The 17,155-nt window shown below is 61.0% G+C and carries 8 protein-coding genes; all 8 read left to right on the top strand.

Annotated elements, in window-relative coordinates; translation table 11 throughout:
* The first annotated feature begins 1 nt into the window (after position 1).
* The 8 genes from ACIPY2_RS11635 (at position 2) to ACIPY2_RS11600 (ending at position 17,127) form a co-directional block, all read left to right on the top strand.
* Positions 2-6,496, top strand: coding sequence for an RHS repeat-associated core domain-containing protein (locus ACIPY2_RS11635; RefSeq protein WP_400266535.1), 6,495 nt, complete (start codon positions 2-4; stop codon positions 6,494-6,496).
* The gene (locus ACIPY2_RS11630) at positions 6,493-7,107 is read left to right on the top strand and encodes a hypothetical protein (protein WP_400266534.1); all 615 of its coding nucleotides are present in this window, start codon (positions 6,493-6,495) and stop codon (positions 7,105-7,107) included. The genes ACIPY2_RS11635 and ACIPY2_RS11630 overlap by 4 nt, the downstream gene beginning before the upstream one ends.
* A 1,280-nt stretch (positions 7,108-8,387) precedes the next feature.
* A complete protein-coding gene (locus tag ACIPY2_RS11625; RefSeq protein WP_400266533.1) occupies positions 8,388-8,690 on the top strand; it encodes a barstar family protein in 303 nt (100 codons plus the stop codon).
* Positions 8,683-9,192, top strand: coding sequence for a DUF2247 family protein (locus tag ACIPY2_RS11620; RefSeq protein ID WP_400266532.1), 510 nt, complete (start codon positions 8,683-8,685; stop codon positions 9,190-9,192). Before ACIPY2_RS11625 ends, ACIPY2_RS11620 begins: the two co-directional genes overlap by 8 nt.
* 273 nt (positions 9,193-9,465) lie before the next feature.
* Positions 9,466-9,831 carry a hypothetical protein gene (locus ACIPY2_RS11615; protein WP_400266531.1) on the top strand — a complete coding sequence of 122 codons (366 nt, stop codon included), beginning with the start codon at positions 9,466-9,468 and terminating at the stop codon, positions 9,829-9,831.
* Positions 9,832-10,953: 1,122 nt separating this feature from the next.
* A complete protein-coding gene (locus ACIPY2_RS11610; protein ID WP_400266530.1) occupies positions 10,954-11,739 on the top strand; it encodes a VOC family protein in 786 nt (261 codons plus the stop codon).
* Between the two features lie 183 nt (positions 11,740-11,922).
* Positions 11,923-12,414 (top strand): septum formation family protein, encoded by a 492-nt coding sequence (locus ACIPY2_RS11605; RefSeq protein ID WP_400266529.1) that lies wholly within the window; start codon positions 11,923-11,925, stop codon positions 12,412-12,414.
* Positions 12,415-12,600: 186 nt separating this feature from the next.
* Positions 12,601-17,127: an ExeM/NucH family extracellular endonuclease gene (locus ACIPY2_RS11600; RefSeq protein WP_400266528.1), complete on the top strand. Its 4,527-nt coding sequence runs from the start codon at positions 12,601-12,603 to the stop codon at positions 17,125-17,127.
* Positions 17,128-17,155: the final 28 nt, after the last annotated feature.

Below are 17,155 nucleotides of genomic sequence, written 5' to 3'. Positions count from 1 at the left end.
GTTGGCCTCGAGTGCAATGGGGGCCGGGCTTTCCTGCGCATTGGCCGCCTCGACGCTGACCCCAAGCTACGCCTCCCCGGTAGATATCAGTGCCTCATTGCGGGCCGAGACCCTGGCCATGGCACGGGACACATCCGCTGCGCTGACCCGATCCGTGCCCTACGTTGCACCGGAGGTGGAGGACGGGCAGGGTCCAGCCAAGGACGCCCCCGATGTTGGCAAGGGTGCGGCCCGGCCTGGTCAGGAATCTGCGGTCAGCGCGGATCCAGTGGGCGCGAAAGTCAGGTTCTCCGGCCACGAGATCAAAGACCAGTTGGATGTGGCGGTGAAGAAACTCGGCGACGGGGCGGCCAGGACCGCAGCGGCCGAAACCTCCGGCGTGGCGTTGAACAGTGCTGTTCAGATCACTGCGACCGCCCCCGACGGCGACAACATCACTTCGTTCCCGGCGGACCCCACCATCGTCAAAACCCAGGACGGACCGGATGTGGTGACGGCTGTGGACCCTGGGGTCGGTCTGGAGCTTGCCATCGACGAGACCCGGCTCGGCACCAGCGTGGGAAAGGTCGACCCTGCGTCCGTCCGGATCATGACTCGGGAGAAGCCCGGCGAACCTTGGGTTGAACTGCCTTCCTACTACGACAAGGCCAGTGGCAAGGTTCGCGGTGAGTCGGACCACCTGTCCCAGTTCGTGGTCATCGGCACCCCGTTCACGCCAGCCGCCGGACCGCGGGTGGTCCTGGATCCGGACGACGACGTGGCCGTCACCACCGGCCCGAGCGCAGCCATGACCGAACTCCCACAGAACGTGCGTTTGGCGAACGAAGTTGCGGCGATGTTGACCGCCACCTGCAAAGCCGACGTCCTGGTCACCCGCCCCTCAGCGTCCCCTCGATTCATCTCCCCCCAAACCCGGGCAGCGATGGCCGCCTCGCACAACCCCGACCTGACCGTGACCTTGGCCTTTGATGCGCTCTTCGGGCACCCGTGGGGTGTGGCCTCGGATGGTGGGACCAAGGCGTATACGCGCGGCGGGGCCGACGACAACGCAGTGACGAACTCGCTGATCGCGCAGATGCCCGGCTATACAGGCCGCCCCGCAAAGCAGGCTTCATCAGGTGCAACCACGCCCCTGCCCTATGCGGAGCTCGCGTCCTTATCTGGTGCTGTAGCGCATCTGGAGGCCCTATACATCGATCACAATTTTGATCGGCCCGTGATCGATGGTGGCTTCGCTTCGATCACCAACGGCGTCTTCACCGGGCTTGGGAAGTATCTCGAAACCAAGGGATTCAACTGCACCAATCCCACAACCGGCGGTTGGCCGGCGAAACCATCAGCCGCCGAGCTGGCGAAATGGCGCAACCTGGGCTTTCACAACTATCAGGCGTACGGTGCTGAGCCGGTCTCCTACACCACCGGGAACCTCATCGAAAAGTTTCCGCTGTTCACCCTCACCGGACCCGGAAACCAGAATCTTGACCTGTCCCTGATCTACAACTCCCAGGACGGCAGGCTCTCCAGTACCGGCGCCGGCGTCTCATTCGGGCTCGGCGCCCGGGTACAAAGGTTCAACGACGGGTCGGTCCTGGCCGTGCGTGGGGACGGGGCATCCTACGTATTCACCGGCAACGGTGCCGGCGGCTTCACCGCGGAAGCGGGCACCCGGAACACCCTTAGTGACGCCGGCAACGGGCAGCTCGTGCTGGCATCCCCGGACGGCGAATCCTGGTTGTTCGACACCTCCGACGTCGAGGGCATCGGTGAGCTGGTCAAACACACCGACCGGCAAGGGAACGCCACCACTTTGGCGTACGGTCCCGGAACACCGGAGACACAGTTCCAGCCGCTGGCCTCCATCACCGACGCCGCGGGACAGACCGTTGCCGTCGGGTCCGACAACCTGGGCCGGGTTACTTCCTTCACGCACCCGGATGGAAGAGTCTGGAGACTGTCCTACGACGCCGCAGGGAACTTGGCCGTCATCACCGAACCGGACGGCCGCACCCGGTCCTTAACGTACGACGGCGCCCACCAACTCCTCACCGCCACGGATCCTCTTGGGGTCCTGTACCTGCGCAACGAATACGACGCCGCCGGCCGGGTCGTGAAGCAGTGGGACGCCCAAAGCAATGAACGGGTCTTCACCTACGACGACGCCGCAAAGACCACCACCTACGTGGACAACGAAGGCAACAAGACCGTCTACACGCGAGACGACAATTACCGCGTCACCCGGATCATGGACGCCGCCGGCGGAACACAGGACTTCTCCTACGACGGGAACAACAACGTCACCGGCCACACGGATGAAAACGGGCACATAACTACCTACGCCTACGACGCCGCCGGGCACGTCACTTCGACCACCGCCGCGGACGGGACTGTCACGTCCCATACCTACACCCCTGCAGGGGACCTCGCTTCGAGCACGGACACCGGTGGACCCGGCGGAGCCACTCGAACCACCAGCTTCGATAACGACGCCAGGGGGTTGCCTGTCGCAGTGCATCTGGCCGACGGCACCATCATCACCAACGCGTTCGACGGCGGCGGGAACCTCACGGCGTCCACTGACCAACTGGGCAACACCACCTCTTACGGCTACGACAGACGCGGGAACCTGACCACGGTCACGGACCCGCTCGGCCGGACGAATTCCTTCGCCTACGACGCCGCCAACCGGGTCACCGGAGCAACCGATCCGCGTGGAAACACCACTTCCTATGGTTGGGACGCCGCTGACCGTTTGGTAACTCAGACGGACGCCGCGGGCGGCGTCACCGCCCTGTCCTACGACGGGAACAACCACCTCACCTCGACTACCGGCCCTACGGGGGCAGTCACCACGTACGAATGGGACACCCTGTTCAGGGTTGCCTCCGTGACAAATCCCGACGGCGGCAAGACCACCTACGCGTACAACCGCGAGGACGAGCTCACCAGGATCACCAACCCACTCGGCGCCGAAACATCGTTCGAGCTCGACCCGCTCTACAGAATCACCAAAACGATCGATCCCCTCGGTGGGACTTGGACCCGGACGAGGGACAAGGTGGGGAACCCGCTCACCACCACCAACCCCGAAGACGGCACCACGAGCACCACCTACGACGTCCTGAACCGCGTCACGTCCACCACGGACCCAACAGGCGCGAAAACCGAATACACCCTTGACGGCGTCGGGCGGACCACCGCGGTCACCGATCCGGCCGGGGGTGTGCGGAAGTTCGAGTACGACGCAATGGATCGGCTCGTCAAAGCCGTTGACCAGTCCGGGAACGCAACCACCACCGCGTACGACAAGGCAGGGAACCCCGTCACCATCGCTGACCGGCGCGGGCAGGCTTGGAAACAGGCTTTTGACTCCGCGGGCCAGCTCACCTCCTCGACCGACCCCACGGGCGCGGGTAGCTCGTTCGGGTACGACGCGGACGGGAACAGGACTACGGTCACCAACCCGCTTATGCAGGTCACGACTACTGCCTACGACGCGTTGAACCGGCCCGTGGCTGTGAAGAACCCGGCGGGAGAAACGACTACTACAAGCTACGACCGCGCCGGGCGCGTCATTTCCACTACGGATGGGGACGGGGACGCTTGGACCCGGTCCTATGACATCGCCGGCAACCTCGTGAAGACCCTCGATCCCGACGGGGTTGCTGCCTCGTACGGCTGGGACCTCGAGGGGAACCAGACGTCCATGACGGATGGGAACGGCGTAGTCACCGCCTATTCCTGGGACAAAGCGTTCCGGCTTACTGGCGTCACCGAAAACAGCGTCCCGGGCAAACCCGAGGGCCCTGACACGAATGTCACCACCAGCTATGTGTACTCCCCCGCCGGATACCTGTCCGAGGTCACCAACCCGAACGGCAACACCACAAAGTTCAGCCACGACAAGGCCGGGCGGACCACCGCTGAAACCAACCCGGCCGGCAAGAAGCGGGCGTACGAATACGACGGACGCGGACTGTTGACGAAACAGATGGACGCAAACGGGACCGTCACGACGAAAAGCTACTCGCCTACCGGGGACCTGAGCACCGTCACCAATTCCACGGGTCAGAAGGTCTCCTACGGCTATGACGCTGAGCAAGCCATGATCACCATGGAAGATGCCATCGGCGCCTCAGCGTGGAGCTACGATGCCCGCGGGGCGCTGAAGTCAGAGACCGATGCGCTGGGGAAGAAGCTCTTCTACGACTATGACCCTGCCGGGCAACTAACCACACTCACTCTGCCGGCCGGGGCAACAACCCCGGCCACCACCGGCAAAACCGCAGGACAACCCACTATCGACAAACCGGTGGGGGTCTCCTACAGCTACGACGCCGCCGGCCGGGTCAAGTCCCAGAGCTCCCCTTGGGGATCCCTGGACTACACCTACACGCCCGCGGGGAACACCGGCGTCGTGACCCGTTCCAACGGTGTCACGACCACCTCCGAATACACACCCGCGAACCGCACCAAGTCCATCACGCACGCCACCACGAAACCCGAGCCAGCTACAGCTGCTTCGGCCGCAGGCTCTGTTGCGGGGCCTGGCGTGGTACCCGGAACCAAACCCGTCTCAAAAGAACCGAAAGCCTGCACCACCGTGGCCAACTACCTGGCCAACCGGGCTCTGCCGGAGAACGGCGCAACTGGAACGAACTGTGTGAAAACGGCGGACTACCTGGCCCGCCGCACCCTACCCACGCCGGCCGCGGGCATTGCACCGGGCGAATCCCTGACCCTGAGCTACGCCTATGACAAGAACGGCAACGCGGCCTCTCGGACCCGAACCAACGGAACCACCCCGACGTCGGCTACCCCGGTCACGGACACTCGCGACTACAAGTACGACCCCCTCAACCGACTCGTCGGCTCCACCTCGAGCACCGGACTGAAGAACACCTACAACTTCGACCGGAACGGGAACCGGACCGGCTGGACCACGAACGACAACCCCGCAACCACCACGGCCAGCGATCCCTTGGACGTGACCGCGGTATTCGATAACACCGACCATCTCACCAGTGAAACCCGCACCGGGTCTGGCACAGGGGCACCTGGTGCTGCTGTGACTGCGTTCGCATACGACGCGAACGGGAACCGCACCAAAGCCGCCGTCGCCGGCGGACCCACCACCGCCTATGACTACACCCCCGACAACCGAGTCCAATCCATCACCCGTCCGGGGATCGAGAGCGCCTACAAGTACGACGGACTCGGGAGGAACCTCACCAGCTCTGACAAAACCGCCTACGGGACCCACGAAACGTCGACGGCGTTCAACGGGTCTACCCCCGTCCAGAACACCGACAACCACGGAACAGCGAACCTGATCCCGGACAACGTAGGGCACGTCGCCCTGCAAACCGGGACCACCACGATTCAAGACCGCTGGGAATTGCTGGACCGGCTCGGCTCGACCATCGCCCAAACCACCAACGCCGCCGGTAGTGGGGCCATCACCGAACTGTCGGAGTTTTCAGACTTCGGTGTCCAGGAATACGGCACCACCGGCTGGGACTCCGACCTCAATTACACGGGACAACCCACCAACGCAACCCACGGCACCTACCAATTCCACGCCCGCACCCTCGAACCGTCCACCGGGGCCTGGACAGGGCAGGACGAATGGCGCGGTCTCCTCAACGCACCCCAAACCCACAACGGGTACGCCTACACCCTCAACAACCCCACAACCCTGATCGACAACCTCGGATACGACCCTGTCAGGGTCATCGACGGAACCTCCTACGACTACCTGCCGGCGTCCCAAAGCTGGGAACCAATCCCTGACAGCACGCCAGCGTTGCTGCCAATCCCGCCTCTGCCGCCGGATTCAATCCGGCAGCCGGACTACACGCCACCCACCGGTAACTCCTACTTCAATCGCGTCATCCAGCAGGCCACTGTCTATACACCTGCACGTGCCAGCGCACCCCAGATCAGCGCCACACATACTGCCCTGAATTGCGCTGGAAACGTGAAGGTCGGCATGAGCCCGGAGCAGCTGGCCATCAACGAAGCCTGTGGCAACGAACTTGCGGAGGCCAACCTCCAAACCAAGCCGCAATGGGCGCAGGACCTCGTCCACGGCAACCAGGCGTTCGCTGACAAGGTCCGGCCGCTGGTTGTGCTGGGCATCGCCGGAGGGCTAGGCAGCGCTGGAGCATCACTCCAAGGAGCTTCGACCATCGAAGCGACAGAGGGTGCCGGAGCGTGGCCCGGCAGTGCACGCAGCTACGTCGACCTAACTAGGAAAGGCTCAATCCGAAACGTGGGTACGAGCACCTCCCATGTTGAGTTCGCCGATACACTGGTGCGAGGTGGCTGGACGTCGCGAATTTCGAAGGATGGACAAGTCCAAATCCTTGAGAGGGCCGGCGCCAAGTACATCCTCCGAAACAAAAACTCCAGCGGCTACGCGGGCTGGACGGCGGACTTCACTCCCGCGGGAGCCACGGGAAAGACACTGGAGATCCGATTGGGGTACACGCCATGACAGCCGCAGATTTCTATCCCACGGATGTCGCGTCTTTTAAGCGAATCCTCGACAACTTGAACAAAGTCGTACATGTAGAGCACCGCCTTCCGCTCTGGCCTTTCAGAGCCCCGACAGGGATCGTGGACATCTGTCAGTACAGCCACGCCATCGAAGGTTCCTTCGAGCCCGTTCTCCAAGCGCTCGCTGCGGCCCATGATGACACTACTGTGAGCTTTGCCGCCATGGAACCGGACCCCCACTACTACCGCGAGAACTATGGCTCCTACCCGGCATTTGTGTTGCCAGCGAAGTCAATAGGTGGCAGGTACTGGGACGCGGTCAGCTTCGAGCCGATCGGGGATCCGACTGGATCCGTTGCCTACACCGCGAATGTCGCGGCCCTGGTTGGTAGTTCCGGAAGATGGGCAGTCTGGGCTGAGCGGTCATGGGATATAGCGCTGGTTCTGTCCCAGCATAGAGACGGTGCATGGACATCAGCTGGCGTGGAATTCGTTTCCGTTGAGAATGCGCTGGCCAATTTCACGGAGCCCGACTTTAAGACACCGCTTGAGGAGAACCAACGAACGTCCTTCATTGAACGCTTTCGCAGAAGAGGGAGCGGAGCTTAACATGTCCTCAGAATGGCCTTTTACCGGGGTGGTGCGCGAGTCAAAATTTGCCAACACGGGTGAATCCCGCAACAGCTTCGATGAATTCCGTCGAGAAGTAGAATGCGCCAGTCCAGGAAGAAAGCATCGGAGACTAGCCTCGAAAGGAAATGGGTCGGCGATGGCTGCTAGCTTTGAGAAACACGTTCAAAGGGCAATGGCTCAGGTCATTAGCGGGAACCCATTCTCATTGGACGTCCTAGCGCGACTGGAGCATGTAGCGTTCCGCGATGCATTGGCTAATCTCGAAGAGCCGATAGTTCTTTCTTGAACCGCCGTAATTTCCGTTCTAAATGGCTTGATCTTAGGGGACTTTCCCCCTGAGGCTGTGCAGTCATGGGCCTCTTTTGTCCGACGCGGCTACATTCGAGCGGCTGGAGGCGAGCCGGTTCGACCTCTTGCTATCGAGTATGAAGCGGACGGCGAAGAAGTTATCGTCGAAGCTATCGCCAGATTGGACGAAATAGGAGATGCCATTGACGGACATGTCAGCACTTCTGAAGCACTCGAACTGATTCGTTCCCTAGAAGGTCTTGAGCAGTGAACCAGTCTTTGTGTTCGGAGCAAGATTCCTTACTGCCTATTCTCGGGCCTTCTTACCCAAACTGGCGCCTGAAGCTCCGGACTCTCAGGAGTCCAACTCACAGATGCGCCCTCTTGGTCCGGGTGAGACTCCACCTTCCCTTTCTTCACACTTTGCTCCACAAAGAGTTCCGCCGGCGGGCGTGCAACTTAGTCTGTTTCTCCTCCGATGGGAGCAGAAAGTCGCCAGTAATGAGCATCTGGACATAGTGAATCTTCCGTCGCAAGGAGTGAGTCGTGCCGCACAACAAGATACTTCGTTGCTATGTCCCATGGTGTGGCTAGTCCCTTGGACGCGGACATCATCAATCTCCTGGCAGCCCGAGGAGGCGTGGCCACCCGTGTCTACGTCGAAAACGGAACCGTGTACACCGTTTTCAATATCGCCTGGGGATATGACATCGGTGAGCCTTTTGCCCATGTAACCACAAACATAAGCCCAGAGGTTACCGCCGCTCCTATCGACTTCTTTTGCACGAAAGACATAGTTCAAATACGAGACGAGTTATCGGATGCAATACTCCTCGACTCTCGAAAGGGAACTCAACGGATGTAAACGACCTGAATCACGCGGATTGCATCAGGTATCGACTATCCGAACACGAAATTCGGGCCGGTACAGCCAAGGTACCTGACGGTTTGCAAAATTGGAGGACAACATGACGAGCTTCGCCGATATTCCCGGTATCTCCACCTTGGATCCATGGGCTACCCAAGCTGAGTTGAACCGAATTCTCACACCGACAGACAACAAGAATATACACCTCGCCCAATTGGACGCCTCAAGAATGAAGACCTTGGATGATCTCTTCTACGGATTCTCCGGCATCTCTTCATTTCCCGAATACTTCGGATGGAACTGGGCCGCATTTGCCGACTGCATTAGGGACCTTGCATGGCTCCTCATCAAACGTTTATCCGCAATGGTGGCATCAGCGGAACCCCTAACTAACCATGAATGAGGAGCAGGTTGAATTTTTGATTCCATGGGATTTCATAGCTCCGCGAGTGACACTGACTCCGGAGGAACTAGTCATGGGTTACCACCGCGGTTGGATCAACAGCGGTGCAGCCGTTGCCCTCGCTCTGGAATGGTATCAGGCGGGTCGAATCCTTGAGAGCGAAGAAGAGGCGCTGGCACTTCTTTTGTCAAACAATTTGGACAGAGTACCTGATCTTATCGGTGCTATCCGTCGACGACGGGCCCCCAAAAATGACGACTCTCTCGTGTGGCAGTACTTAACATTGGCCTGGATCCATGAACATCAGTCTGAGTTTATTGATCTGTTCGTTGTTGTTGAAATGTTGTGGTCAGGCTTTGGATATCCGGAAAGCTGGTCTGGGTTAATTCGCTACTTGCCTCCCCCACTTGGTGAGGTCCCCCTTGGAGTTAACGGAATAATGACCCGCTGGCGTATCTACATCGAATCTGAGGGCGCCAAGTTCCGGAATCGCCCAGCGTGAATCCGGAGGTCGAATTACGCCGGCATCATCAAGACACTGAACGACTCGTATCCTTTCCGGGATTGGACTCGAGTCGCCACCGTGGGAAGACCGTTTACCGGCGGGGACGGATATACCGTCACGCCCTATCGTCTGCCAGATGATACCTGGGGACAGTGGCGCTCCGGCTCTTCCAGCGATGACCCTACTCTTGAAGTAACGTTCCCGGGTCAGGGGCAGCAAAAGTTTGATATTCAAAAGTGAACGCTTAGGTATTTGGTATTAGGAAGTGTCATGAAGACAACAATCAGTCAGCGAACAATATTCGAGGATATTTTCGCTCGTAGCACGGAGGACTGGGTCTCTGACGGGGAAATCCATTCGCTCGTCATGACACGAACCGGTGAGATAGATCCTACGACAGCCCGCTCCATGGCATTGGGCGTCATTGTCGAGCGCATCATGCGTGAATGGATGATACCGACGACGTACAACACTTCGTGGAACATTGATCCATGGGAGGCAGTGCGTCGCATAGAAGACGCATGGTGGAAAGGTAGGGACCGAGTCGGTTATCTCGATATTGTCCAGTTCATTCCGACATCCGAGGCACTGGAAGTGGGTCGAGCCGTCCTGCGCGGAGAAGACTGGGACGCCTGAAAACCTCAGATCTACGTCACCACTCCACAAAATGATGAAACTGAACGTAAACCGGCCTGTTCGCAACAGACACTGAGAGAATCTGTTGTAAGCCTAATGCCAATGCTAGTCACTTTAACGCAGGCATCATCGATGTCTTGGCTGCCCGAGTAAGAGTCAACACCCATGTCTACGTCGAAAGCGGGGCCCGGCACACTGTTTTCAGAGTAATTTCCCAGAAAGTCCGCTGACACAGCTTGCGAGAAGCTCTCGCCGCACAGAGGGACTAATACACATGTTATAGCTGCTCAGTTCATTGATTGATATTGCCAAAAGTACCGGAAAGAAACAAGAAGCCTGATGAAATTATCCATAGATTCTCTGTGGGGTGGCACCTTGAGCAGTTTCTCGTTCGAGCCCGCCACTCAGACCTGTCAATTCGAGATTCGAACTCTCGATGCAGGAATCGCTGATAGACATACGATTCGCTGTCACGACACTCTCGAAATGCGGTTTTCTAACAAGATTCCGGGTCCGTGGTCATACGCTGAAGTGACTGAGGTAACTGCCTCGTTCGATGAGGCTTCAACAGCGTGGCGCCTTCAGATCCTGTTCTGGTCGCATGAAGCAGAACTAATTGTAATATCCCGAGATCTGCTGGTGGATGGTGTCCGACCCCTTCGCCGATAGCGCAGGCTGACCGACACCTTTGGCTGCATCCAGCGACACTTCAGAGTAAAAAGCGCTGGTCTGAGCCCGCGACGGTTGCCCCGGATCACTCAGGTCCACCCCGGCAGCGTGGCTGCATATTGGTCGCAAAGCCCGGTGGGTTCCTACGGATTCAACTGAGGCTCTTCCGTCCCGCCGAGAGGCGAGAGGCTCCATGTTTAGCACCGTTCCCATTAGCGTCTCGGCTCGCTTCCCTGGATCAGTTCAAACGCCTGCGTGCCTTGCTCGGAGGCCCTCTGTGTTTCAGAACCGAGACGTCTGGCCGCTGATTCCAGCCTTCCGCACCAGATCTGAGAACCGACATCCAGAAGATCGTTGAAAACTGTCAGAGCCCCCGCATAGTGTTCATCCTGTCTCCACCACTAGACCATCAGCCGCGGAGTCTGCCGCGGCCTGACAACAGGAGCTGTACACATGCCCAAGCCCGAAATCACTGCCGGTTCGCCGTGTTGGATCGACCTGATGACGTCCGATACAGAGAAGGCAAAGTCCTTCTACAACGCTCTCTTTGGGTGGACGTATGAGACTGGAGACGAGGAGAAGTACGGCGGCTACATCACAGCTTCCAAGGACGGAAAGCTCGTAGCCGGCATTATGCAGAAGCAGGAAGACATGGCCGGCATGCCGGACCTCTGGTCCACCTACCTGCGCACCGATGACATCAACGCCACCACCGAAGCTGCAGCAGCCAACGACGGGCAGGTCTACATGGAACCCATGGAGGTCCCCGAGCAGGGCGTGATGGCCATGTACGGCGATTCTTCCGGCGCCTCGATCGGTGCCTGGCAGTTCGGGGAAATGAAAGGCTTCGAGGTGGCAGCCGAGGCGGGTTCGCCGGCTTGGCACGAGCTTCTTTCCAAGGACTACGACTCCGCAGTGTCCTTCTACCGGAACGTCTTCGGCTGGGAAACGGAGGTCATGAGCGATACCCCCGAGTTCCGGTACACCACCCTGGGTTCCGGGAACGACGCCAAGGCCGGAATCATGGACGCTTCCGGCTTCCTGCCTGAGCAGGTTCCATCCATGTGGAGCGTCTATTTCACCGTGGCGGACACAGACGCAACCGTGGAGAAGGCTCTGTCCCTGGGTGCCACGGTGACCCAGGCCTCCGAGGACACTCCCTTTGGGCGGTTGGCCACGTTGACTGATCCCACAGGCGCGGTGTTCAAGGTGATCCAGGAGCGCACTGCGAACGCTTAGACTAGTGGCTTTCGGGCAGTACCGGCCATCCCCTACCCAAGGTTGGCCGGCATTGCCTGCCCATGGCCGATCCTGGGGGATCGATCGGCCATGGGCTTATTGACCGGTCCCTCAATCGTTGGGCCGCAGTCCGGACGTCGTCCGCAAACCATCTGTGGTCCTAATGGGGAACGAGGACCCGAAGTGCTTCACCTTTCACGATCCATCAAGGCCGCCGCCGTACTCGGTGCGGCCTCATTCGCTCTTGCCGGTTGTTCGCTGATCAGCAGCGGCGACGCCAAACGGGACGAGTCGGGCCGGCCCACCGAGACATCCGTCGCGGACGCCTTCCAAGTAAAGGTTGGCGACTGCATGGCGGAGCCATCGGGCAACGAAATCCGGGATGTCTCCATCATTCCTTGCGAGCAAAGCCACGATCTTGAGGCCTACGCCGCGAAGAAGCTCGTGGCCGACTCCTACCCTGGCCAGTCCGAGGTTGAGTCGCAGTCCGAGGAATATTGCGCCACGGAGTTCGCCACTTTCGTGGGCGTGGATTACAACGAGTCCACCCTCGAACTGACCTACCTTTACCCCACCAGCCAGACGTGGAAGCAGAACGATCGCGAAATCGTCTGCCTCATCGGCGGCGCTTCCGGCGCTGCCACCAAGGGTTCCCTCAAGGGCTCCGCCAAGTAGTGAAGTGCCGATGGCCAAGGGCAACCCTTCGGCCATCGGGACGCCACTCCACATTCATCCGTTCGTGTTCAGCTATGTCCGAGGCAGCTTTACCCGGGAGTAACTTCCGGCACATCGCCCACGTCACAAGACAGCGGGCGTCATCCCCAGAGTCCCACAGGGCTCCCCTGATGAAAGTTAATGCGGATGCACCATAAGCACTGGAAACTCTTGGCAGGCACAGTCCTGTCTGCGGGGCTCACAGCGGCCCCGTTGGCGGCTGTCCCCGCCGTAGCAGCAAATGAACCTGACCCCGGCGCATCACCTGTGGTCATCAATGAGGCCTACTTGAGTGGAGGCAGCAGCGGCGCCGCATTCAAGAACAAGTTCGTTGAGCTGTATAACTCCTCGGACGCGCCGGTCAGCCTGGCGGGCTGGTCTCTGCAGTACCGGTCGGCAACGGGAACTGCTGCCCCCACGGGAATTACTGCCCTGACCGGCAGCATCCCCGCCAAGGGCTACTACCTGGTCCAGGGCGCAACGAACAGCGGCACCTCCACGGCCCCGGCACTTCCTGCCCCGGATGTCCAGGCCACCGGCACCCTGAACCCCGGCGGCACGGCCGGGACGCTGATCCTTGCCAAGCAAGCCACCGCAATCTCGCAGCTCCCTGCCGGCTCCGTGACAAACAATGCGGTGATTGCCGACCTGCTTGGCTATGGCAGTTCCAACACTTTTGAAACGGCCGCCGCAGCAGCACCGTCAAGCAACACGGACGTCCGCAGCCTCAACCGCACCAATGGAGCGGACACTGACTCCAACGCTGCCGACTTCAGCCTCAGCGCGTCCATCACGCCTACCCCTTCAGGCGGAACCGGGACGCCGCCGGACCCACAACCGGAACCCGGCACCAAGACCATCGCCGAGATCCAGGGCACCGGCGCGGCCAGCCCGTTCGTCGGAAGCACCGTGACCACGCGCGGCAAGGTGACCGCGGTCTATGCCACGGGTGGCTTCAACGGCTACTACGTCCAGACCCCGGGAACCGGAGGGGACAACGGCGGGGCGGCCAGGACGGCGTCGGACGCTGTGTTCGTCTACTCCCCCACCACGACGGGTTCCGTCCAGCCGGGCGACTACCTGGAGGTGACCGGCGTCGTGAGCGAATTCGCGAACCAAACGCAGATCACCGTGGACGCGGCGGGCCTGAAAAAGCTCACCGAGGCTGCACCGGAGGTCAAGTCGACCCCGTTCTCCCTTCCCGCTAACGAGGCAGCCCGCGAAAGCCTGGAGGGCATGCTCGTTGCCCCGCAAGGCGATTTCACGGTGACGGACAACTACTCCCTGAACCAGTACGGCGAAATCGGCCTGGCTGCAGGCACCTCGCCTTTGGTACAGCCGACGGCGGTAGCCGCCTACGGTTCGCCCGAATACGCGGCGGTTGTGGCTGACAATGCGCTCCGTGGCATCAAGCTCGACGACGGCGCCTCCACGAACTTCCTCAAGGACGCCACCACCAAGGCCCAGCAACTGCCGTACCTGACCACCAACGATCCTGTCCGCGTGGGCTCGCCCGCGAAGTTCAAGACCGACGTGATCCTGGGCTACGGCAACAACTCTTGGAAGTTCCAGCCGTTGTCCGCCCTCACTCCGGCCAATGCCGACTCCGTCCAGCCGGCGACGTTCACCGCCACCCGTCCGGAGGGCCCGGCTGATGTTGGGGGCTCCCTCAAGCTGGCATCGTTCAACGTCCTGAACTACTTCCCCACCACCGGTGACCAGCTCAGCGGTTGCGTCTTCTACACGGACCGGGACGGCAACCCGATCACCGTCAAGGACGGCTGCAATGCCCGCGGTGCCGCCAACGCGGAGAACTTCGAACGCCAGCAGGCCAAGATCGTTGCTGCCATCACCAAGTCCGGGGCGGACGTCGTGTCCCTCGAAGAGATCGAGAACTCGGCTCAGTTCGGCAAGAACCGTGATGACGCGCTGTCCAAGCTGGTGGACGCACTCAACGTCAAGACGCCAGGCGTGTGGGACTACGTACGTACGCCTGCGAACGCTCCCCCGCTGGGCGACGAGGACATGATCCGTACGGCGTTCATCTTCAAGAAGGCAACGGCTGAGCCCGTGGGAGAATCCATCATCCACAACGACACCGTGGCATTCGCCAGCGCCCGCAAGCCCTTGGCACAGGTCTTCAAGCCGGTGGGCGCCACCGATGACAAGAAGTTCATCGCCATCGTGAACCACTTCAAGTCCAAGGGCTCGGCCGCCACGCCGGATGACACGGACAAGGGCCAGGGCGCGTCCAACGTGGCCCGCACCAAGCAGGCCGAATCGCTGCTCGCCTTCTCGAAGGAGTTGCAGGGCAGCAAGGGAACGGACAAGGTCTTCCTGATCGGCGATTTCAACGCGTACGCCAAGGAGGACCCGATCAACGTCCTCACGGGCGCAGGGTACGCAGACCTTGAGGTCGGCACCGGCAAGCACTCTTACCTCTTCGGTGGAATGGTTGGTTCCCTGGACCACATCCTTGCTTCGCCCTCGGCTGCGAAGAAAGTCACCGGAACGGACATCTGGAACATCAACTCGGTGGAGTCCGTTGCGCTGGAGTACAGCCGCTATAACAACAATGTGACCAACTACTATGCCGCGGACGAGTTCCGGGCCAGTGACCACGATCCCGTGGTGGTGGGCCTCAACCTGGCTCCAGATGCACCGGCAACCGTTGACCTGCAGTTCCTGGGCATCAACGATTTCCACGGTCGCATCGACTCCAACACCGTGCTCTTCGCCGGAACGGTGGAGAAGCTCCGCGCGGCGGCGGCACCGGGCGCCACGGCCTTCATCTCGGCCGGCGACAACATCGGCGCCTCGCTCTTTGCCTCCTCGGTTGCCAAGGACCAGCCCACCATCGACGTGCTGAACGCCTTGGAACTCCAGGCTTCCGCCGTGGGAAACCACGAGTTCGACGGCGGTTGGGCGGACTTGCGAGACCGCGTCATCGCCGGCGGCAACAACGCCAAGTTCCCCTACTTGGGCGCCAACGTCTACCAGAAGGGCACCACTACCCCGGTCCTGCCGGAGTACAAGGTCCTGGACATGAACGGCATGCGGGTCGCCGTGATCGGCACGGTCACCCAGGAGGTGCCAACCCTGGTGACCCCAGCAGGCATCGCTGATCTGGAATTCGGTGACCCGGTGGAAGCCATCAACCGCGTCGCCGCCAAGATCAAGGCTGATAACGCAGCCGACCTGATCATCGTGGAGGACCACGACGGCGCCGCTTCCGGAACGCCTGAAGGCGCCACTTTGGAGCAGGAGGTTGCCGCTGGCGGACCCTTCGCAAGGCTCGTGAAGGAAACGAGCCCTGACGTCGCCGCGATCTTCACCGGGCACACCCACAAGGAGTACGCCTGGGACGCACCCGTCCTGGACAGCAACGGCCAGCCGACGGGCAAGACCCGTCCGATCGTGCAGACGGGGAACTACGGCGAGAACGTGGGCAGCGTGACCCTGACGGTGGACACCGCATCCAAGTCGGTTACGGCGTACAAGGCATCGATCGTGGACCGCACTACTGAAACGGCCGAAAGCCTCGTCGCGGCCTACCCCCGGGTGGCCGCGGTAAAGACCATCGTGGACAAGGCTTTGGCCAACGCAGCGGACATCGGCAACCAGCCGGTGGGCGCAGTAACAGCTGATATCACCACCGCCTTCACCCCGGACCCTGCCGGCGGTGCCCCCAAGCGCGACGATCGCGCAAGCGAATCGACACTGGGCAACCTCGTGGCGGACTCCCTGGTGGACACCCTCAAGGCGCCCGAACTGGGTGCGGCGGAAATCGGCGTCGTAAATCCGGGTGGCCTGCGCAACGAGCTGTACTACGCGCCGGACGGAACCATCACCTACGCCGAGGCGAATGCCGTCCTGCCGTTCGTGAACAATCTGTGGACCACCTCGCTGACGGGTGCGCAGTTCAAGACCCTCCTGGAGCAGCAGTGGCAGACCAACCCGGACGGCACGGTGCCCAGCCGCCCGTACCAGCAGTTGGGGCTATCCAAGAACGTCAACTACACCTACGACGCCGCCCGCGCCGCAGGTGACCGCGTCACCGGCATCTGGGTCAACGGCGCCGTCATCGATCCTGCCAAGCAATACCGGATCGGGACGTTCAGCTTCCTTGCCACCGGCGGCGACAACTTCCGGGTGTTCAAGGAAGGCAGCAACACGAAGGACACCGGCCTGGTAGACCGGGATGCCTGGATCAAGTACCTGCAGGACCACAAGCCGGTCTCCCCGGACTTCGCGCGCCGCTCGGTCGCTGTTGCCAACACAACTGCCGCCGACGTCAAGGCAGGCGACCCGATCACCCTGGCCGTCTCCAAGCTGGACCTGACCTCCATCGGCAGCCCGGCCAACAAGACCCTCAAGGCCGTGTTCACGGATGCCAAGGGCACCACCACGGCCCTCGGAGATGTCCCGGTGAACTCCGGTGCCGCGAGCGTCAACACCAAGGTTCCCGCGGCGGCAGCAGCAGGAACCGGTGCTGTGGTGCTGACCGCCGTCGAAAGCGGAACCACGGTCAAGGTGCTGGTGAAGGTGGCTTCAAACGGTCCTAACCCGCCACAGTGCACCGCCCCGGTCAAACCGTCCAAGTGGTACGACTTCGTGGGCTGGCTCCGCTACGCAATTGCGTGGCTGGAGTACCAAAAGTGCCTGAAGGGCTAAGCGTCCCCCGGTAGCAGCAAAGGAGCCC

Origin of the sequence: Paenarthrobacter sp. NPDC089675 (genome assembly GCF_044749185.1) — a bacterium.
Lineage (GTDB): Bacteria > Actinomycetota > Actinomycetes > Actinomycetales > Micrococcaceae > Arthrobacter.
This window is presented reverse-complemented; position numbering and strand designations above follow the sequence as displayed.